Origin of the sequence: Allobosea lupini, assembly GCF_900109525.1 — a bacterium.
GTDB classification, from domain to species: Bacteria; Pseudomonadota; Alphaproteobacteria; order Rhizobiales; family Beijerinckiaceae; genus Allobosea; species Allobosea lupini.
In genome coordinates this window covers 658,474-677,912 of record NZ_FOAN01000001.1, presented here as the reverse complement: position 1 = coordinate 677,912, position 19,439 = coordinate 658,474, and the positions used below count along the sequence as shown (strand labels likewise).

At 66.9% G+C, this 19,439-nt stretch carries 17 protein-coding genes; 10 read left to right on the top strand and 7 right to left on the bottom strand.

Annotation, left to right across the window (positions count from 1 at the left end; translation table 11 throughout):
- Window positions 1-153: 153 nt before the first annotated feature.
- A complete protein-coding gene (locus tag BMZ21_RS03250) occupies window positions 154-2,244 on the top strand; it encodes a molybdopterin-containing oxidoreductase family protein (RefSeq protein ID WP_091829677.1) in 2,091 nt (696 codons plus the stop codon).
- 166 nt (window positions 2,245-2,410) lie between these two features.
- On the top strand, window positions 2,411-2,725 hold the full coding sequence (locus BMZ21_RS03245; RefSeq protein ID WP_143079640.1) for a hypothetical protein: 315 nt from the start codon (window positions 2,411-2,413) through the stop codon (window positions 2,723-2,725).
- A gap of 12 nt (window positions 2,726-2,737) precedes the next feature.
- Here BMZ21_RS03245 and BMZ21_RS03240 read toward each other — a convergent pair whose 3' ends face one another.
- Window positions 2,738-3,445 (bottom strand): glutathione S-transferase family protein, encoded by a 708-nt coding sequence (locus tag BMZ21_RS03240; RefSeq protein WP_091830559.1) that lies wholly within the window; start codon window positions 3,443-3,445, stop codon window positions 2,738-2,740.
- 121 nt (window positions 3,446-3,566) lie between these two features.
- On the opposite strand from BMZ21_RS03240, the gene BMZ21_RS03235 reads away from it, so the two are divergent.
- On the top strand, window positions 3,567-4,313 hold the full coding sequence (locus tag BMZ21_RS03235) for a helix-turn-helix transcriptional regulator (protein ID WP_091829673.1): 747 nt from the start codon (window positions 3,567-3,569) through the stop codon (window positions 4,311-4,313).
- 9 nt (window positions 4,314-4,322) lie between these two features.
- Here BMZ21_RS03235 and purN read toward each other — a convergent pair whose 3' ends face one another.
- On the bottom strand, window positions 4,323-4,943 hold the full coding sequence (purN, locus tag BMZ21_RS03230) for a phosphoribosylglycinamide formyltransferase (protein WP_208862207.1): 621 nt from the start codon (window positions 4,941-4,943) through the stop codon (window positions 4,323-4,325).
- Complete coding sequence (gene purM, locus BMZ21_RS03225; protein ID WP_091829671.1) at window positions 4,940-6,010, bottom strand: phosphoribosylformylglycinamidine cyclo-ligase; 1,071 nt, start codon at window positions 6,008-6,010, stop codon at window positions 4,940-4,942. The genes purN and purM overlap by 4 nt, the downstream gene beginning before the upstream one ends.
- A 247-nt stretch (window positions 6,011-6,257) precedes the next feature.
- Here purM and BMZ21_RS03220 point away from each other — a divergent pair, with 247 nt between their 5' ends.
- The 3 genes from BMZ21_RS03220 to BMZ21_RS03210 all read left to right on the top strand — a co-directional run bounded on the left by BMZ21_RS03220 (window position 6,258) and on the right by BMZ21_RS03210 (window position 8,637).
- Window positions 6,258-6,788: a CDP-alcohol phosphatidyltransferase family protein gene (locus tag BMZ21_RS03220; RefSeq protein ID WP_091829669.1), complete on the top strand. Its 531-nt coding sequence runs from the start codon at window positions 6,258-6,260 to the stop codon at window positions 6,786-6,788.
- A 69-nt stretch (window positions 6,789-6,857) separates the two neighbouring features.
- A complete protein-coding gene (locus BMZ21_RS03215) occupies window positions 6,858-7,952 on the top strand; it encodes an AI-2E family transporter (RefSeq protein WP_091829666.1) in 1,095 nt (364 codons plus the stop codon).
- Window positions 7,939-8,637, top strand: coding sequence for a P-loop NTPase family protein (locus BMZ21_RS03210; protein WP_091829664.1), 699 nt, complete (start codon window positions 7,939-7,941; stop codon window positions 8,635-8,637). Before BMZ21_RS03215 ends, BMZ21_RS03210 begins: the two co-directional genes overlap by 14 nt.
- Before the next feature lie 194 nt (window positions 8,638-8,831).
- Here BMZ21_RS03210 and BMZ21_RS03205 read toward each other — a convergent pair whose 3' ends face one another.
- Both BMZ21_RS03205 and BMZ21_RS03200 read right to left on the bottom strand, forming a co-directional pair.
- Window positions 8,832-10,064: an acyl-CoA desaturase gene (locus BMZ21_RS03205; protein WP_244543675.1), complete on the bottom strand. Its 1,233-nt coding sequence runs from the start codon at window positions 10,062-10,064 to the stop codon at window positions 8,832-8,834.
- 82 nt (window positions 10,065-10,146) lie between these two features.
- Entirely contained in the window at window positions 10,147-10,776 is a 630-nt protein-coding gene (locus BMZ21_RS03200; RefSeq protein WP_091829660.1) for a hypothetical protein, read from the bottom strand.
- Window positions 10,777-10,924: 148 nt separating this feature from the next.
- On the opposite strand from BMZ21_RS03200, the gene BMZ21_RS03195 reads away from it, so the two are divergent.
- From BMZ21_RS03195 to ppx, 3 genes are all read left to right on the top strand, one after another.
- Complete coding sequence (locus BMZ21_RS03195; RefSeq protein WP_091829658.1) at window positions 10,925-11,605, top strand: TetR/AcrR family transcriptional regulator; 681 nt, start codon at window positions 10,925-10,927, stop codon at window positions 11,603-11,605.
- Between the two features lie 145 nt (window positions 11,606-11,750).
- Complete coding sequence (locus tag BMZ21_RS03190) at window positions 11,751-13,967, top strand: RNA degradosome polyphosphate kinase (protein WP_091829656.1); 2,217 nt, start codon at window positions 11,751-11,753, stop codon at window positions 13,965-13,967.
- Entirely contained in the window at window positions 13,903-15,465 is a 1,563-nt protein-coding gene (ppx, locus tag BMZ21_RS03185) for an exopolyphosphatase (RefSeq protein WP_091829654.1), read from the top strand. Before BMZ21_RS03190 ends, ppx begins: the two co-directional genes overlap by 65 nt.
- 15 nt (window positions 15,466-15,480) lie before the next feature.
- On the opposite strand, the gene BMZ21_RS03180 is transcribed toward ppx, so the two are convergent.
- Together BMZ21_RS03180 and rnd are read right to left on the bottom strand one after the other, a co-directional pair.
- The gene (locus tag BMZ21_RS03180) at window positions 15,481-16,296 is read right to left on the bottom strand and encodes a bestrophin-like domain (RefSeq protein ID WP_091829652.1); all 816 of its coding nucleotides are present in this window, start codon (window positions 16,294-16,296) and stop codon (window positions 15,481-15,483) included.
- A gap of 76 nt (window positions 16,297-16,372) precedes the next feature.
- The gene (gene rnd, locus BMZ21_RS03175) at window positions 16,373-17,512 is read right to left on the bottom strand and encodes a ribonuclease D (RefSeq protein ID WP_091829650.1); all 1,140 of its coding nucleotides are present in this window, start codon (window positions 17,510-17,512) and stop codon (window positions 16,373-16,375) included.
- Between the two features lie 142 nt (window positions 17,513-17,654).
- Between rnd and aspS the strand changes: the two genes are divergently transcribed.
- Window positions 17,655-19,433, top strand: coding sequence for an aspartate--tRNA ligase (aspS, locus tag BMZ21_RS03170; protein WP_091830555.1), 1,779 nt, complete (start codon window positions 17,655-17,657; stop codon window positions 19,431-19,433).
- Window positions 19,434-19,439: the final 6 nt, after the last annotated feature.

Genomic DNA, 19,439 nt, shown 5'->3' with positions numbered 1-19,439 from the left:
AGTTGACGAGCAACCGCCAGCGGCACCGCTGCTCGTATGGCTGATGGCCCGGCCGAATCCCCAGCCGCCGGTGACCCGCACCTTGCCCTGCCGCCGCAGGGCAATGCAACCGCCCCGCTTCCGCCAACCCTGGACCTGTTCTAGGAAGGAGGCATGACAGAGCTTCCTCGTATCGCGCGCCTGCCTTCGGTCTGCCCGCATGATTGCCCCTCGGCCTGCTCGCTCGAGGTCGAGGTCATCGACGGCCGGACGATCGGCCGTGTCCGCGGCAACAAGCGCCAGAGCTACACGGACGGTGTGATCTGCGCCAAGGTCGCCCGCTACGCCGAGCGCATCCATCACCCGGACCGGCTGCTGCATCCGCTGCGCCGCACCGGCCCGAAGGGCTCCGGTGCCTTCGAGCGCATCTCCTGGGACGAGGCGCTGGACGAGATCGGCAGGCGTTTCCTCGCGATCGAGGCCGAGCACGGCGCCGAGGCGGTCTGGCCCTATTACTATGCCGGCACCATGGGCCTCGTGATGCGCGACGGCATCAATCGCCTGCGCCACGCCAAGCGCTATTCCGGCCAGTTCTCGACGATCTGCACGACCACCGCCTGGACCGGCTTCATCGCCGGCACCGGCCGGCTCGCCGGCCCGGATCCGCGCGAGATGGCGAAGTCGGATTGCGTGGTGATCTGGGGCACCAACCCGGTGCACACGCAGGTCAACGTCATGCACCACGCCGTCAAGGCGCGGAAGGAGCGCGGAGCGAAGATCGTCGCGATCGACATCTATCGCAACGCCACGCTCGACCAGGCTGATCTGCCGCTCGTGCTCAAGCCCGGCACAGACGGTGCGCTCGCCTGCGCCGTCATGCATGTGCTCTTCCGCGACGGCCATGCCGACCGCGACTATCTTGCTCGCTTCGCCGATGCGCCGGAGGAGCTGGAAGCCCATCTTGCCACCCGCACGCCGGAATGGGCGACGGCGATCACCGGCCTCAGCGTCGGCGAGATCGAGGAATTCGCCACCCTCGTCGGCACGCGCAAGAAGAGCTTTTTCCGGCTCGGCTACGGCTTCGCCCGCCAGCGCAACGGCGCGGTAAACATCCACGCTGCCTCCTGCATCCCGACCGTGACGGGGGCCTGGCAGCACGAGGGCGGCGGCGCCTTCCACTCGAACAGCGGCATCTACAAATGGCGCAAGGGCCTGATCGAGGGCCTCGACAAGGTCGACCGCAATGTCCGTCAGCTCGACCAGTCGCAGATCGGCCGCGTCCTCACCGGCGATGCGCAGGCGCTGCGCCAGGGCGGACCGGTCAAGGCGCTGTTCATCCAGAACACCAACCCGGTCACGGTCGCGCCCGAGCAGGAGCTGGTGAAACGCGGCTTCGCGCGCGACGACCTCTTCACCGTCGTGCACGAGCAGTTCATGACCGAGACCGCGCAGATGGCCGACATCGTGCTGCCGGCGACGCAGTTCATGGAGCATGACGACCTCTACCAGGGCGGCGGCCACCAGCACATCATGTGGGGCGGCAAGCTCGTCAACCCGCCGGGCGAATGCCGCTCGAACCATGAGGTGATCTGCGCCCTGGCGCAGCGCCTCGGCGCCGAGCATCGCGGCTTCGGCATGACGCCGCGTGAGCTTGTCGACTGGACATTGCGGGAGACCGGCCGCGGCACGCTCGAGGAGCTGGTCGCCAATGATTTCATCGACGTGCAGCCGGATTTCGAGACGGCGCATTATCTCAAGGGCTTCGGCTGGCGTGACGGCAGGTTTCGCTTCAAGCCGGACTGGACCAAGGTGCCGAACAGCAACGAGGGTCTTGTCGGTCCGCATGAGGCGCTGCCCTCGCTGCCCGATCATTGGGATGTGATCGAGCAGGCGGATGAAGAGCATCCGTTCCGGCTCGCCACGAGCCCGGCCCGCAATTTCCTGAACTCCAGCTTCACCGAAACGCCGACCTCGCAGAAGAAGGAGGGCGCGCCGACCTTGATGCTGCATCCTCTTGACGCGGCGGCGCTCGGCGTCGCCGCGGGCGACCATGTCACGGTCGGCAACCGGCGCGGCACGGTCGAGCTCGACGCGGTGCTGTTCGACGGCCTGGTGCGCGGCGTCGTCATCGCCGAATCGATCTGGCCGAACGGCGCGCATCGCGGCGGCCGTGGCATCAACACCATCACCGGCGCAGATTCGCCCGCGCCTTATGGCGGCGCCGCTTTCCACGACAATAAGGTCTGGATTCGCAAGGCGGTGTGACCTTTGCGTCATTGCTTTTTCGGCGGCGCTATGGACGATCCGCGCCGGGCGACGGCATGGCCTGTCGGGGAGATTCGGGTCTCCCGGGCTTGAGCCGCGGAAACGGACAGTGCGAACGATGACGAAGCGGCGGGTTGGTGCGGTCCTCTGGGCCGCGGGATTGTCCTTGTTGGTTTCCGCGGGGGCGGCGCTGGCCGCCGGCAGCACGAGCTCGCTACCGGCGCCGGACCCGACGGCGAAGAACCTGACGCCCTACATGATCCAGCTGCGCGCTTTTGACGCCTGCCTGGTCACCCAGTCGCGGCTGATGAACACGACCCGCGAGGCGGTGCACACCCCGTGCAGCTGCTATGCCAAGGGCACGGTCAACGCCATGACCAAGGACGAGCTCCAGGCCTTCCGCGACACCGGCTATTTCAACGACTCGGCCCGCGAGAAGGGCTACGACTTCATCGACCGCTGCAAGCTGAAGCGGCCCTGACGGGTCGGCGGGCTACGCCGCCTCCTCCTTGAAATAGCGCGAGCGCATGCGCCCGGCATAGGCGACGAGGTTGGCGTGCTCCTGCAGCGCGCTGCGGATCGGCGAGTCGAAAACGTCGCACAGTCCGGCGATCATGAAGGCGCCGACCGTCGCATCGGCCCCGGATGGATCGGGCCCGGTCAGGTAGGGTTTGCCGCCCAGGATTCCGGCGAGCGCGCCGAGCGCCCGCCGCCCCAGTTCCAGCCGCTCGGCGTCGCTGTGGCGGCCGATGCCGTGGCCATGCAGGTTGCGGCTGATCCGGCGCTTGATCATCGCGATGACCAGCGGCCGCAGCGGCGCGGGCACGGCGTCGAAGAAGCGGCGCGGCCCCCGGTCGAAATTGGCAGGATTGGTCCAGCGTTCCTGCACCACCAGCCAGTAGACCTGATCCTCGAGCATCTTCTCGACCGCCCAGGCCGTGCCGCGCTGCTCGGCTGACAGGCCCTTGTCGAAATCGACCCCATAATTCCGCTCCAGATACATCCGGATGAAGGTGGTGTCGGGAATGGTCTTGTCGCCATCGCGCAGCACCGGGAGCTTGCCCTTCGGCGCCTTCTGCAGATTGCCGCGTACGCGGCGATAGGGCAGGCCCGACATCTCCATCAGAATGATGCCTTTCATGCAGAACGGGCTCGGGTCGGGTTGGCCGAAGGCGGGCCCGAAGACGTGAAGCTCCAGCATGTTTCCTCCCCAGCCGATGCATTCGGTATGCAGCATGCTGCTGACACGCTCCTGACAATTCATGTCAGGGCGAGTAGAGCAGGATGAGCTTACGCCATCTTCCTATCAGCGGAACTATGCCATGCAGCGCGCTGAACGCTTGCTCGATCTGATTCAGGGGCTGCGCCGCCGGCGTCGCCCCGTCACGGCCGAGACGCTCGCCTCCGAGCTCGATGTCTCCGTCCGCACCGTCTATCGCGACATCGCCGCTTTGCTCCGTCAGGGCGTGCCGGTACGCGGCGAGGCCGGCATCGGCTACGTCCTTGACGCCGGCTTCGACCTGCCGCCACTGATGTTCTCGCCCGACGAGATCGAGGCGGTTTTGGTCGGCATGCGCTGGCTCTCGGAGCGCGCCGATCCGACGCTGGCGCGCGCCGCCGAGGACGTCGTCGCCAAGGTCGCGGCGGTTCTGCCGCCGCATCTGCGGCCCATCCTGCTCGACGGGGCGCTGTTCGCGCCGGCCTATTGCAAGGATTCGGCTGTTGTCGACCAGGTCGACGCCGCTGCGATCCGCGCCGCGATCCGCAATGGCCGCAAGCTCGACATCGCCTATCGCGACGAGGCCGGGGCCGAATCGCGGCGGATGATCTGGCCGATCGGCATGACCTTCTTCGACCGGGTCCGCGTTGTCATCGCCTGGTGCGAGCTCAGGCAGGCCTTCCGCCATTTCCGCACCGACCGCATCGCCGAGCTTACCGCCCGCGAGGAGCGCTATCCCGCCCGCCGCGCCGACCTCTTCCGGCGCTGGCAGAAGGAGGAGCAGGAAGCTGCCACACGCCGGGCGATGGAGCAGCACAGCGTGCAGGGTGAGGCGGTGCCGGTGCAGTAGGCAGCTTGCTCAGCGGCCGATTGCCACTCCGTCTTCCAGCCTAGCGGCTCCGGACGCCACCAGCGCCAGCGCCTGCGGGTAGATTCTGTGTTCCTGCTCCAGCACGCGCGCCGACAGGCTTGCCTCGTCGTCGCCGGGCAGGACCGGCACCTTGGCTTGCAGGATGGTCGGGCCGGCATCGAGCTCGGGCACGACGAAATGCACGGTGCAGCCATGCTCGGCGACGCCGGCTTCGAGCGCGCGGGCATGGGTGTGCGTGCCGCGGAAGTCCGGCAGCAGCGAGGGGTGGATATTGATCAGCCGGCCCTGCCAGCGCGTCACGAACCAGGGTGTCAGCACCCGCATGAAGCCGGCGAGCGCGACAAGCTCGATGCCGTGGGCCTGCAGCTCGGCGTCCAGGGCCCGCTCGAAGGCTTCGCGGTCCTTGCCGAAGGGGCGGTGGTCGACGCTGGCCGTGGCGATGCCGGCGGCCGCCGCCCGCTGCAGCCCGCCGGCATCCGGCAGGTTGGCGGCGACCAGCACGATCTCGGCCGGAAACTCGGCAGCCCTGGCCGCCTCGATCAGCGCGACCATGTTCGAGCCGCGCCCGGAGATCAGGATCGCGGTCGGCACCCGCCTTGCCGTGCTCACAGGGCGAGCTTCCCGCGATAGGTGACGGCCTCGTCCGCGCCGCGCGCCGTGACTTCGCCGAGCCGCACGGGCTTCTCGCCGGCCTCGGCCAGCGCCGCCATGACCGCATCGGCCTGAGCGGCCTCGGCGACGACGATCATGCCGATACCGCAGTTGAAGGTGCGCAGCATCTCGCGCTCGGCGACGCCGCCGACCTTTGCGAGCCAGCCGAACACCGGCGGCACGGCGATCGCCGGCAGGTCGATCGCGACGCCGAGATCGTCGGGCAGCACGCGCGGGATGTTGTCGGGGAAGCCGCCGCCGGTGATGTGGGCAAGCGCCTTGATGCCGGGCGCCGCCTTCAGCGCCTGCAGCAGGCTCTTCACATAGATCCGGGTCGGCTCCAGCAGCGCTTCGGCCAGCGTCTGCTCCGGCGCGAAGGGGGCGGGCGCCTCCCAGCCGAGGCCCGAGAGGGCGACGATGCGGCGGACCAGCGAATAGCCGTTGGAATGCACGCCGGAGGAGGGCAGGCCGAGCACGACGTCGCCCGCGACGACATCGGCGCGCGGCAGCAGCGTGCCGCGCTCGGCGGCGCCGACGGCAAAGCCGGCGAGGTCGTAGTCGCTGCCGGCATACATCCCCGGCATCTCGGCGGTCTCGCCGCCGATCAGGGCGCAGCCTGCCTGGCGACAGCCCTCGGCGATGCCGCGGACGATCTCGACGCCGGCCTTCGGGTCGAGCTTGCCGGTGGCGTAGTAGTCGAGGAAGAGCAGCGGCTCCGCGCCTTGGACGACGAGGTCGTTGACGCACATGGCGACGAGATCGATGCCGATGGTCGAGTGCCGGCCGCTCTCGATCGCGATCTTGACCTTGGTGCCGACGCCGTCATTGGCCGCGACCAGGATCGGATCACTGAAGCCGGCCGCCTTCAGATCGAACAATCCGCCGAAGCCGCCGATCTCCGCGTCGGCGCCGGGCCGGCGCGTCGAGCGCACCAGCGGCTTGATCGCGTCGACCATGGCATTGCCGGCATCGATGTCGACGCCCGCCTGCGCATAGGTCAGCCCATTGGCGCCCGGTTTGGTCATCGGCACTCGCTCCTAAAGCCCGTTCCGATCGGCTTGCTGCGCAAGCTGATCGGTCAAACGGTCCTTAAACCATAAGTGAGAGACGGATTCACCGATAAGGTCGTTTCGACCTGATCGGACCCGGCTCTTGCTTCGCGAGCGAATAGGCAAGGGCAGGGCGGGGGGCAAGCCCTTCCGCGAAAGCGTTTCGCACTTCTCCCGCCCATGTTCTACCCTGAGACGCGATTCCGTCGGCAGGTTTCCCGCGATGACGCTTCCGAACCTGATCACCATCGCCCGGCTGATCCTCGTGCCGCTGGTGATCGTCATGATCGTCAACGGCCGCTGGGACGAAGCCTTCTTCCTGTTCGTCACGGCCGGCGTCTCCGACGCGATCGACGGCTTCATCGCCAAGCGCTTCGACATGAAGAGCGAGCTCGGCGCCTATCTCGATCCGCTCGCCGACAAGGCGCTCATCGTCTCGATCTACATTACCCTCGCGATCATCGGCATCATTCCGGTCTGGCTGGTGATCGTCGTCGTCTCGCGCGACCTGATGATCGTCACGGCGGTCATCCTGTCCTGGCTGTTGGAGAAGCCGGTGACGATCGCGCCCATCGTCGTCAGCAAGCTCAACACCGCCGCCCAGCTGGTCTTTGCGGCGCTGGTGCTCGGCTCGAAATCCCTGGAGATCGACGTCGGCGCCATCATGCCGGCGGCGCAGATCCTCGTTGCGGCCTTGACGCTAGCCTCCATGGGCGCCTACCTCGCGCTCTGGCTGCGGCACATGGCGGGCTGACCCAGAACCTTGGATGATCTGCGGTGGATCACCATAATCAAGCGCCATGGGTCGTGTAGAGGCGAGTGCATGAGTCTTCAGCGTCAATTGCTCTTCTGGTTGCTCGCCCTCGCCGTTCTCGTGCTCGCGCTGGTGCTGTTCCGGGACGTGCTGCTGCCCTTCATCGCAGCGCTGGCGCTGGCCTATCTGCTCGATCCGCTGGCCGATCGGCTGGAGCGCTGGGGCCTCAGCCGGCTGACCGCGACGATCGCGATTCTCTGCCTCTTCCTGCTCGTCTTCATCGTTGGAACGGTGCTGCTGGCACCGTTGCTCAGCCAGCAACTCGCCGGGCTGGTGGCACGTCTGCCAGGCGATGCCGCCAAGCTGCAGGCGCTGATCATGGAGCGCGGCGCGCCGCTGATCGAGCGCTTCGGCGGCGCCAAGCTCGCCGAGGATGCGCAAAGCTCGCTCGGCAATCTCGTCGGCGAGGCGACCAAATGGGCCGGCGGCTTGCTGGCATCGCTCTGGTCGGGCGGCACCGCGATCATCGGGGTGTTCTCTCTGCTGGTGCTGACGCCAGTCATCGCCTTCTATCTGCTCGCCGACTGGGACCGCATGGTCGCGACCGTCGACGGCTGGCTGCCGCTCGACCACCGCGACACCATCCGCGGCCTGCTGCACGAGATGGACGTCGCCATCGCCGGCTTCCTGCGCGGACAGGCACTGGTCTGCCTGCTGCTCGGGACGTTCTATGCGATCGGGCTGTCGCTGGTCGGCGTCAATTTCGGCGCACTGATCGGCATCATCAGCGGTTTTCTGTCCTTCATCCCCTATGTCGGCTCGCTGACCGGGCTCGTGCTCTCGGTGGGCGTCGCCACCGTGCAGTTCTGGCCGGACTGGACCATGCCCTTGCTGACGCTCGCCGTCTTCGCCGCCGGCCAGTTCATCGAGGGCAATATCCTGCAGCCCAAGCTCGTCGGTGACTCGATCGGCGTGCATCCGGTCTGGCTGATGTTCGCGCTGTTGGCCTTCGGCTCGCTCTTCGGCTTCGTCGGCCTGCTGCTCGCCGTGCCGCTGGCGGCGGTCATCGGCGTGCTCGCCCGCTTCCTGCTACGGCAATACCTTGCCAGCCCATATTATCGCGGCCGTAGCGCGCCCGCGACCAAGACCCATGTCGAGCTTTGAGCCGCCGGTGAAGCCGCGCCAGCTCGCCTTCGACCTGCCGGTCGACGCTCGCCATGGCGTCGAGGATTTCCTCGTCGGCCCTTCCAACGAGCAGGCCTATGGACTGATCGAGAGCTGGCCGGGCTGGCCCGCCTCCTGGCTGCGGCTGGTCGGGCCGGAAGGGGCGGGCAAGACCCATCTCGCCGCGATCTGGGCGGCGCGTGCCCATGCCTGGACGCTCCCCGCCGCCGAGCTCGACGAAGCCAAGGTGCCACATCTGGCTTCGGGCGGCGCGCTGGTGATCGAGGATTGCGACCGCGCTCCGCTCGACGAGCCGGCACTGTTCCATCTGCTCAACGCCACCAAGGCGCGCGGCGCCTCGGTGCTGCTGACGGCGCGGACCGAGCCGGGACAATGGGGCCTGAAGGTGCCGGACCTGCTTTCGCGCCTGCGCCTGGCGCCGCAAGCCGAGATCGCGCCGCCAGATGATGCGCTGCTGCGCGCGCTTCTGGTCAAGCTCTTCGTCGATCGTCAGCTCATCGTCGACACCGGCACGATCGAAGCGCTGGCGCTGCGAATGGAGCGCTCCTTCGCCGCGGCGCGCGATCTTGTCGACGCGCTCGACAAGCTTTCGCTCGAGCGTGGCCGGCGCGTCACTCGCGCCATGGCCACCGAGGTGGTCGCCTCGCTTTTCCCGGACGAGTGACGGGGACGGTCGCGTTGGCCGATCTTGATTTCGGCCTTTCTCCCCGAACCCTGGTCATCCCGGACAAGCCGCGAAGCGGCGCAGATCCGGGATCCATTCCGGAGCGTCTCAGATAAAGGTTCCGGAATGGGTCCCGGGTCTCCCTCCGGTCGCCCGGGACGACTCGCGATCAGGATGCGCCGAGAGGGCTACTCCTAAGCCTTCGCCGTATTCGCCGTGCCGGTCAGGCGGGCGTGGATCGTCTCGATCAGGAGGTCGTGCGCCCGCGCCGCGATCGCGTCGAGCGACGGCGTCTTGACGAACATGGCGGCTGCCTTCTCGGCCAACTCTTCGCGGCTCGGCAGGGTCGGCATGTGCCATTGCGCGATCGCGTCTTGCGCCTGCGCCTGCATCGCATGCAGTTGCTCGCTGGCCCGCGCCTGCAGCGCGGCGAGCGCCTCGCGGAACTCGGGTAGCGTCAGCGTCGGCAGATGCAGCTCGGGCAGGCCGGGCACGTTGGCATAGGCGTCACGCACGGATTGGACGATGCGCTCGACCGGGACGGAGGCGGCGAGCCGCTCGGCCGAGCGCTCGATCACCCGCGGCGGCAGCGCCTGCGACCGTTCGACCACCGCCTGAGGCGGAGCCCGCAGGTCCCAGACCAGGCGCAGCTTCGACAGGCCGAGGATCAGGTAATAGGTCGGGTCCCACTGCCACCAGCGAAAACCCTGGCGGACGCTGTATTGATAGGCGTGATGGTTGTTGTGCCAGCCTTCGCCCATGGTGATGATCGCCAGCCACCAGTTGTTCCGGCTCTCGTCGCCTGTGACATAGTCCTTGTCGCCATGCACATGCGCCAGCGAGTTGATGCAGAAGGTGCCATGGTAGACCGCGACCGTCGACCAGAAGAAGCCGACGAACAGCCCGCTCCAGCCATCGACGGCAAAGCAGATCAGCGCCAGCGCGAAGGCCGGCAGCAATTCGAAGCGATGCAGGAAATTGAGCTCGGGGAAGCGCGTCAGGTCGGTGACGGTCGAGGTATCGCAGCGGTCATGGCCGTTGCTGAAGATCCAGCCGACATGGGAATAGAAGAACGAGGTCTGCACCGGAGAGTGCACATCGTGCTCGGTGTCGGAGAAGCGGTGATGGTGCCGGTGCTTCGAGGCCCACCAGATCACACTCTTCTGCGCGGTCGACTGGGCCAAGAAGGCGAGGACGAACTGGCCGATCCTGCTGGTCTTGTAGGTCCGGTGCGAGAAATAGCGGTGGTAGCCGCCGGTCACCGCGAACATGCGCAGCCAGTACAGGCCGAAGGCGAGCCAGAGCGAAGTTGCGCTGACGCCGCTCCAGAGCGCCCCGAAGCAGGCCAGATGCGCCAGTACGAAGGGAATGGCCGAGGGGTAGACGATATCGCCGTGGTCGTCGGCGTGCTGGTTCTGCTCTGACAAGTTGGCTCTCTGGACTACGTTTGAAGGCATGCGGGATTCACATGCCGACCAAACAGCAGGGGCGTGACGGGTGCAAGCGCCGTCAGCGTCGCAGCACTGGAAATGGCAGGACGTTGACGATGAGGCGCAGCGCGGCGGCGCCGAGGAGCGCTGCGATGAAAGGCCAGTACGCCATGTCGAGCTGGGCGCGCTTGCCGAAGGTGACCATGAAGCTCAGCCAGATGTACCAGGCGCCGAACAGGTGCAGCCGACGCCAGGCGACCGCGCCGATCAACGCGGCCGTCCGGTCGAACGAGGTCGCCGCCATCGCCGCGATCACGAGATAGGCGCTGCCGCCGGCGACCAGCATGCTCGACCCGCCCAGTTCCGCGAACAGCTTCGGATCGGTGACGGCGAGCGCGATGATGGCGATGGCGTGCAGCAGGTGCGAGACCGCGAAGCCGAGGCCGAGCTGCCGCCGGTTCCGCAATTGCCAGCGCGTCCATGGATTCGGCCAGATGCGAAACATGGCGGAGGCAGTAAAGGCGAGGAGGAAGAGGGCGAGCGAGGTCCGCGCTGTCAGCCGGATCGCCATGCGGATGCCTTCGCTGCCGCCAGTCGAGGCGAAGGCGGCAAGGGCTGCAATCGTCAGGATGGCGGCGAGGGCACCCAGCAGGGGCCAGCCGTCGAGGCTTGGTGGACGAACCGGGCTGCTTTTTGCTTCGTTCGACATTGTCGCTACCCGCTTGCGTGCCTCAGGATGTAATCAACGATTACATTCGGTGAGGGGTGTGGCAACGGAATGTAATCGATGATTACATGATCGTGATGAGCGGCCCGATGGCTGCAGGGGAATGGCAATCTGGTCTAGGCTCGCTGCGATGAGCACGGCGAAAGCGAGTCGGACGGGATCGGGCGAGAGCGGGGCAAGCGGCTCGTCCTATCATCATGGCAACCTGCGCGAGGCGTTGATCGCGGAAGGTCTGGCGCTGGCTGCCGAAGGCGGGCTCGAGGCGGTCAGCATTCGCGAAGTGGCGCGCCGCGTCGGCGTCTCGCCGGCGGCTCCCTTCCGGCATTTCCCCGACAAGGTCGCGCTGATGACGGCGGTGGCCGAGGAGGCGATGGCGCGCTTCCAGGTCGAGATCGCTGCCGCGTTGGCTCGCGAGACCAGCGACGATCCGATCCGGCGCATCCGCGCCATCGGCAAAGCCTTTCTCGACTGGGCGAGGCGCAATCCGACGCATTTCGAGATCATCTCTTCGCGCCGGGCGATCGATTTCGCCGGCTCGGCCTCGCTCGGCGCAGACAATGCCCGGATCCAGGCGCAGATGGTGAGCCTGCTGGAGGAGGCGGGCCGGCGCGGGCTCCTGAGGGTCGACGACCCGCAGCTGATCCAGATCACCGGGCGGGCGCTGGTCTACGGCCTGGCGCGCATGCTGATCGACGGGCAGTTCTCGAGTTGGGGCGTCGCGGAGGACGAGGCCGAGGACGTGATGGAACGCTCGCTCGATCTTTTCCTCGCCGGCTTGCTGAAACATCCGGTGACAGAAGAGCGTTCATGACGTCTGCGCCTCGCCTGTCATCGAACCGTCACGCTACGATGGCTTCAAGGCGAGGGCGGCCACTGCGGCTGCAAGCAAACCGACACAGAACACAGCTACAGGACCGGCAGTGGCACGAGCGGCGTCGACAGCGAGAGCAAAGCGCATGACCCAAGATGTGGCGGAAGCGCCGGTTCCGAAAACGGCAGTGCCGGCTTCCGAGGCTGCGGTCCTTCATCTGGACGAAGATCTCCGGCAGTCGCCGAAGCGCTTCATGAATCGCGAACTGTCCTGGCTGCAGTTCAACCGGCGGGTGATGGAGGAGGCCTCCAACCGCAACCACCCGCTGCTGGAGCAGCTGCGTTTCCTCTCGATCTCGGCGAACAATCTCGACGAGTTCTTCATGGTCCGCGTCTCCGGCCTGCGCGAGCAGCTCAAGGCCGGCGTGGTGACGCCGAGCCAGGATGGCCTCAGCCCGGCCGAGCAGCTTGCGGCCCTCGGCGAGGCAGTCTCGGCCCTGACCCGTGACCAGCAGATCCGCTGGACCGAGCTGAAGCAGGACCTGGAAGCGAACCGGATCGTGCTGTTGCGCCCCGCCGACATCGGTGCGCAGGACCGCATCTGGCTGGAAGACCGCTTCCTGCACTATGTCTTCCCGGTGCTGACTCCGCTGGCGATCGACCCGGCCCATCCCTTCCCGTTCATCCCCAATCTCGGCTTCACCATCGCGCTGGCGCTGGAACGCGTCAGCGACGGGCGCGCACTCGATGCGCTGATCCGCGTGCCGGTGAAGATGGACCGCTTCATCGAGTTGCCCGATCTGGCCCGCGAGGGCGTCCAGCGCTTCATCATGCTGGAGGATCTGGTGGCGCTGTTCATCGGCAAGCTCTTCCCCGGCTACGAGGTCAAGGGTACGGGTTCCTTCCGCATCATCCGCGACTCCGACCTCGACATCGAGGAAGAGGCGGAGGACTTGGTCCGCGTCTTCGAGACCATGCTGAAGCAGCGCCGCCGCGGCGTCGTCATCCGTCTCGAGCTCCATGCCGACATGCCCGCCCATCTGCGCAGCATGATCATCCGCGAACTCAAGGTCGATCCCGACGAGATCGTGGTCGTCGATGGCATGATCGGCCTGAACGAGCTGTCCCAGCTCGTCGGCGTCGACCGCCCGGACCTGAAGTTCAAGCCCTATAATGCCCGCTTCCCCGAGCGCATCCGCGAGCATGGCGGCGACTGCTTTGCAGCCATCCGCCAGAAGGACCTCATCGTCCACCACCCCTATGAGAGCTTCGACGTCGTCGTGCAGTTCCTGCAGCAGGCGGCGCGCGATCCCAACGTCGTCGCGATCAAGCAGACGCTTTATCGCACCTCTTCGAACTCGCCGATCGTCCAGGCTCTGGCCGAAGCGGCCGAGGCCGGCAAGTCGGTGACGGCGCTGGTCGAGCTCAAGGCGCGCTTCGACGAAGAGGCGAACATCCGCTGGGCCAAGGATCTGGAGCGTGCCGGCGTGCAGGTCGTCTACGGCTTCATCGAGCTCAAGACCCACGCCAAGCTCTCGATGGTGGTCCGCCGCGAAGCCGGGCAGTTCGCAACCTACTGCCATATCGCGACCGGCAACTACCACCCGATCACGGCGCGCATCTATACCGACGTCTCCTTCTTCACCGCCGATCCGGTGATGGCGCAGGATGTCGCCCGTGTCTTCAACTTCATCACCGGCTATGCCGAGCCGGCCGAGCTCGAGCGCATGGCCGTCTCGCCGGTCAACCTGAAGAAGCGCCTGCTCGACGACATCGCCGAGGAGGTCGCCCATGTGAAGGCTGGCCGCAAGGGCGCCATCTGGGGCAAGTGCAACTCACTGGTCGATCCCGAGATCATCGACGCGCTCTATGACGCCAGCCAGGCCGGCGTTCAGATCGACTTCGTCGTGCGCGGCATCTGCTGCCTCAGGCCGGGCGTGCCGGGGCTCTCCGACAATATCCGCGTCAAGTCGATCGTCGGCCGCTTCCTCGAGCACACCCGCGTCTACGCCTTCGGCGCCGGCCACGGCATGCCCTCGGCCAAGGCCAAGCTCTATATTTCCTCGGCCGACCTGATGCCGCGCAATCTCGACCGCCGCGTCGAGGCGCTGACGCCGATCCTGAACGCGACAGTCCACCAGCAGATGCTCGAGCAGATCATGCTGGCGAACTTTCTCGACAACGAACAGAGCTGGACCATCTTGCCCGATGGCGGCTCGCGACGCATTGTCCCGCCATCGGCCGAAGAGTCGTTCAACGCCCACAAGTATTTCATGACGAATCCGAGTCTGTCAGGTCGTGGCAAATCTCTCTCCAGTTCGAGCCCTCGCAGCCTCTCCCGCCGCGCCGGCAAGAAGGCCTGAGCAGGCGTCGGGCCGTCTGAGCGTCGACGATACCATCGCGATCATCGACATCGGTTCGAACTCGGTCCGTCTCGTCGTCTATGAGAACCTGTCGCGGGCGCCCGCGCAGGTCTTCAACGAGAAGGAGATGGCTGGGCTCGGCCGGCAGGTCGCCTCGACGGGCATGCTGGCGCAGGATGCGATCGACAAGGCGCTCTCGGCGCTGGTGCGTTTCCGCATCCTCTGCGAGGCGATGCATGTCGGGCAGCTCAGGGTCATCGCCACCGCGGCGGCCCGCTATGCCTCGAACGGCCCCGACTTCATCGCGCGCGCCGAGGCCGCCGTCGGCCAGCCGATCGAATTGATCTCCGGCGACCGCGAGGCCTATCTCTCGGCGCTCGGCGTGATCTCCGGCTTCGACCAGCCGCACGGCGTCGTCGGCGACCTCGGCGGTGGCTCGCTCGAGCTGATCTCGGTCGACGGCGACAGGGTCGGGGAGGGGATCAGCCTGCCGCTCGGCGGCCTGGCTCTGATCGACCGCTCGCGGAGCTCAATGAAGGCGGCCGAGAAGATCGTCCGTGACGATCTCGATCATCACCCGCAGCTCGCCGCCATGCGCGGGCGCGATTTCTACGCCGTCGGCGGAACCTGGCGTGCGCTCGCGACCCTGCATCAGCGCCAGTCTGGCTACCCGCTCAACGTCATGCACGGCTATATCGTGCCGGCGCGCGAGGCGAGCGACTTCGTCCGGCTGGTAGAACGCGCCGACGCCTCGATGCTCGAAGCGATCGAGGCGGTCTCTTCGGCGCGGCGTCCGCTCCTCGCCTATGGCGCGCTGGTGCTCGACCAGATCATCAAGCGCGGCCGGCCGCGCAATGTCGTGATTTCCGCCAATGGTGTCCGCGAAGGCCTGCTGCACGAGCAGCTCGACGAAAGCGAGCGCTCTGCCGACGCGTTGCTGCGCGGCGCCGAGGACTACAACAAGCTGCGTGCGCGCGACCCGCGCCATGCCGCCGACCTGATCGCCTGGACCGACAGGCTCGTCGCCAGCGCCTACCCGCACGACGATCCTGCTTTGCAAAGGCTGCAGCTCGCCGCCTGCCTGCTCTCTGACATCGGCTGGCGCGCCCATCCCGACTATCGCGGGGAGCAGACGCTGAACGTCATCGCCCATGCTTCGTTCAGCGGCGTCGATCATGCCGGGCGCGCTTTCCTGGCGCTGACGGCGTTCTATCGCTATGCCGGCCTGAAGGCCTCGGCGCCGGTGGCGGAAGGGCTGCGACGGCTGCTGACGGTGCGCCTACTCGAGCGCATGCACATCCTCGCTGCGGCCTTCAGGGTCGCTTATCTGATCTCGGCCGGCATGCCCGGCATCCTGTCGCGGGCGCCGCTGGCCTGCGTCGACAGCCGGCTCGTCCTGCGCCTGCCGGATGATCTGAAGTCGCTGGCGAGCGAGCGCGTTACCGGGCGGCTGAAGCAGCTCGCCAAGCTGCTCGGGCGCGAGATCGACATCCGCTGAACGGCGAAAGCGCTTCTAGCGCTTTATGAGGCCTTCGAATGCCGTCGGCTGGATCGAGATCCGGCCGATGAAGGGCCGGTCGTGCGCCAGGATGACGAAATAGGCGGCCGAGGCGACCAGCACGTAAAGGTGCGCCGCCACGATCTGCATGCGGAAGGCATGGCTGTTGCAGATGATGATCGAGAGCAGGGTGGTCGTCGATATCAGCCACATCGCGCACCATTGCGCCCAGCTGACACCGGCGACCGAGGCGGTGAGCCGTGCGAGCCGGGCGTGGCGGATCTCCAGGAGCTGGTTGAGCAGAGGCGAATAGGCGGCAGTGATGTTAAGCCGCGAGACGAGATCGATCGCGCCGAGCAGATGCTTTTCCGATGGGTCGAAGGCCGGATCGTTGGCTGGCTTGCTTTTGGCCATCGCTGGCCAGTCCACGGTGACGACCCCGCGGAGATAGTCCTGCAATTCTTTGGTGAGCGTGGCGCGCGTCTCCTCGGGCAGCACCACGGCCAGGGCGAGCGCCGTCTCCACCGCATCCGCCTCGCGCTGCACGGCAGTCCGGGCCGAGACGGCGTCGTTCCAGATGCCCACCGCCGAGAAGGCGACGATCAGCGCAAACAGCGCCCCGCAGGTGTTGATGATGGAATCGCGGATCGGCAGCGGCTGGTCCAGCCGGTAGCCGAGTCGCGGGATGGCAAAGCGCACGAGGACGATCAGCAGCCAGCAGGTCGCAAGGCTCAGCGCCAGCACGGCGAGGAACATGGCGGCCAGCGGCAATTGATGGAACAGGATGAACACGTCGCCCCCGAGAATCTGCCTGCGCTCGAACGATCGCAACAGACCTCAGTTTCCTCGCGCCGGACAAGCCCCGCCTTCCGAATAGACCGGAACAGGCTTTCCCGGTGGTGGCCGTCTAGCCGACCGTCACCCGCCCGCGCACGATCTTGAGCGAGAGCGAGCCATTCTTCAACGCCAGCGCCTTCTCGCCGAAGATCTCGCGGCGCCAGCCATGCAGCGCCGGCACATCCGCCTCGTCGTCGCTGGCGATCTCTTCGAGGTCATCCGTGGAGGCGATGATCTTCGGCGCGACGCGCTCGGCATCGGCGGTCGCCTTGAGCAGCACCTTGAGCAGGTCGAGTACGGCGCCATTGCCCGGCCGGCCGCGCTCGCGCTCCAGCCGGGGCAGGTCGCGCGGATCGATCGCCAGCCCCCGCTCGACCGCGGCGATCACCTCGCCGCCGGCGCGCGAGCGCTCGAAGCCGTTCGGCACCGAGCGCAACTCGCCGAGCGCCTCGGTGGAGCGGGGCGCACGCTGGACGATGTCCATCAGCGCATCGTCCTTCAGCACCCGCTGGCGCGGCACGTCGCGATGCTGCGCCTCGCGCTCGCGCCAGGCGGCGAGCTCCATCAGCACCGCCAGCTCCTTCGGCTTGCGAAGGCGCCCCTTCAGGCGCTGCCAGGCGTTCTCGGGCTTGACCTCATAGGTCCCCGGCGAGTTCAGCACCGCCATCTCCTCGGCGACCCAGCTCTCGCGGCCGCTGGCGGCGAGATCGGCCTGCAGCGCGAGGTAGATGTCTCGCAGATGGGTGACGTCCGATTCGGCATAGACCAGCTGCGCCTCGCTGAGCGGGCGGCGCGACCAGTCGGTGAAGCGCGACGACTTGTCGACGCGCGCCTTGGCGAGATCGTTGACCAGCTGCTCGTAGCCGACCGAGTCGCCGTAGCCGCAGACCATGGCGGCGACCTGCGTGTCGAACAGTGGCGTCGGCAGCACGCGGCCGAGCATCCAGACGATTTCGAGGTCCTGGCGGGCGGCATGGAAGACCTTGACCACGTTCTGGTCGGTCATCAGCGCCATGAAGGGGGCAAGATCGATCCCCTCCGCCAGCGGATCGACCATCACGGCCTCGTCCGGCGAAGCCATCTGGATCAGGCAGAGCTTCGGATAATAGGTGGTCTCGCGCAGGAACTCTGTGTCGACGGTGACGAACGGGTGCAGGGCGAGGCGGGAGCAGGCGTCGGCCAACTCTTGGGTGGTATTGATCAGCTTCATGGACGGCGCTCTTAGCAGATCACAGCGCGCCATGTCGCGGGCGTTCTTGACAACCGCGCCGCGCGCGTGTGGTTACGGCGCCAAATCGCTTGCGCGCCCGACCACGGCCGCATGGACGCCCGGAAAGCTTAAGCCAGTGACCCTGCATCGCTACCGTTCCCACACCTGCGGCGCGCTCCGCGAGAGCGACATCGGCGCCTCCGTGCGCCTCTCCGGCTGGTGCCATCGCATCCGCGACCATGGCGGCGTGCTCTTCATCGACCTTCGCGACCATTACGGCCTGACCCAGGTCGTGGTCGATCCGGATTCGCCGGCCTTCGCCGATGCCGAGAAGGCCCGTTCGGAATGGGTCATCCGCATCGACGGCAAGGTCAAGCCGCGCCTTGCCGGCACCGAGAACGCCAACCTCGCCACCGGCGCGGTCGAGGTCTTCGCGACCGCGCTCGAAGTGCTGGGCCCCTCGGCCGAGTTGCCGCTGCCAGTGTTCGGCGACCTCGAATACCCCGAGGACACCCGCCTCAAGTACCGTTTCCTCGACCTGCGCCGCGACAAGCTGCACAGCAACATCATGCTGCGCACGAAGGTGATCGACTCGCTGCGCCGGCGCATGCAGGCTTCGGGCTTTTCCGAGTTCCAGACGCCGATCCTGACCGCGTCGAGCCCCGAGGGCGCGCGCGACTTCCTGGTGCCGAGCCGCCTGCATCCGGGCAAGTTCTACGCCCTGCCGCAGGCGCCGCAGCAGTACAAGCAGCTGCTGATGATGGCGGGCTTCGACCGCTACTTCCAGATCGCGCCCTGCTTCCGCGACGAGGACCCGCGCGCCGACCGCCTGCCGGGCGAGTTCTACCAGCTCGACGTCGAGATGAGCTTCGTCGAGCAGGAAGACGTTTTCGCCACCATGGAGCCGGTGATCGCCGGCGTGTTCGAGGAGTTCGGCGAGGGCAAGTCCGTCACCAGGAACTGGCCGCGCATCCCCTATGCCGAGGCGTTGCGCAAATACGGCTCCGACAAGCCGGACCTGCGCAACCCGATCGAGATGCAGGACGTATCCGAGCATTTCCGCGGCTCGGGCTTCAAGGTCTTCGCCCGCATCCTCGAGGGCGAGAAGAACCGCGTCTGGGCGATCCCCGCGCCGGGCGGCGGCTCCCGCGCGTTCTGCGACCGCATGAACTCCTGGGCTCAAGGCGAGGGCCAGCCGGGCCTCGGCTATCTCATGGTTAAGGAAGGCGGCGAGGGCCAAGGCCCGATCGCCAACAACATCGGCCCCGAGCGTGTCGCGGGAATCGTCGCCCAGATGGGCCTGAAGGCCGGCGATGCCTGCTTCTTCGCCGCCGGCGATCCCGACAAGTTCTACAAGTTCGCCGGCAGCGCCCGGAACAAGGTCGGTTCCGAGCTCGGGCTGATCGACGAGAACGCTTTCGCATTCGCCTGGATCGTCGACTTCCCGATGTTCGAGTACAACGAGGACGAGAAGAAGGTCGACTTCTCGCACAACCCGTTCTCGATGCCGCAGGGCGGCCTGAAGTCGCTGGTCGAGGACGATCCGCTATCGATCAAGGCGTTCCAGTACGACATCGCCTGCAACGGCTATGAGCTCGCTTCGGGCGGCATCCGCAACCACCGCCCCGAGGCGATGGTGAAGGCCTTCGAGATCGCCGGCTATGGCGAGGAGACGGTGATCGAGCGCTTCGGCGGCATGTACCGTGCGTTCCAGTACGGCGCGCCGCCCCATGGCGGCATGGCTGCGGGCGTCGACCGCATCATCATGCTGCTCGCCGGGGCGACGAACCTGCGCGAGGTCGCACTGTTCCCGATGAATCAGCAGGCCGTCGATCTCCTGATGGGCGCGCCCTCGCCGGCGACGCCGAAGCAGCTGCGCGAAGCGCATCTGCGCGTGAACCTGCCCGAAAAGGAAGGCTGAGCAACC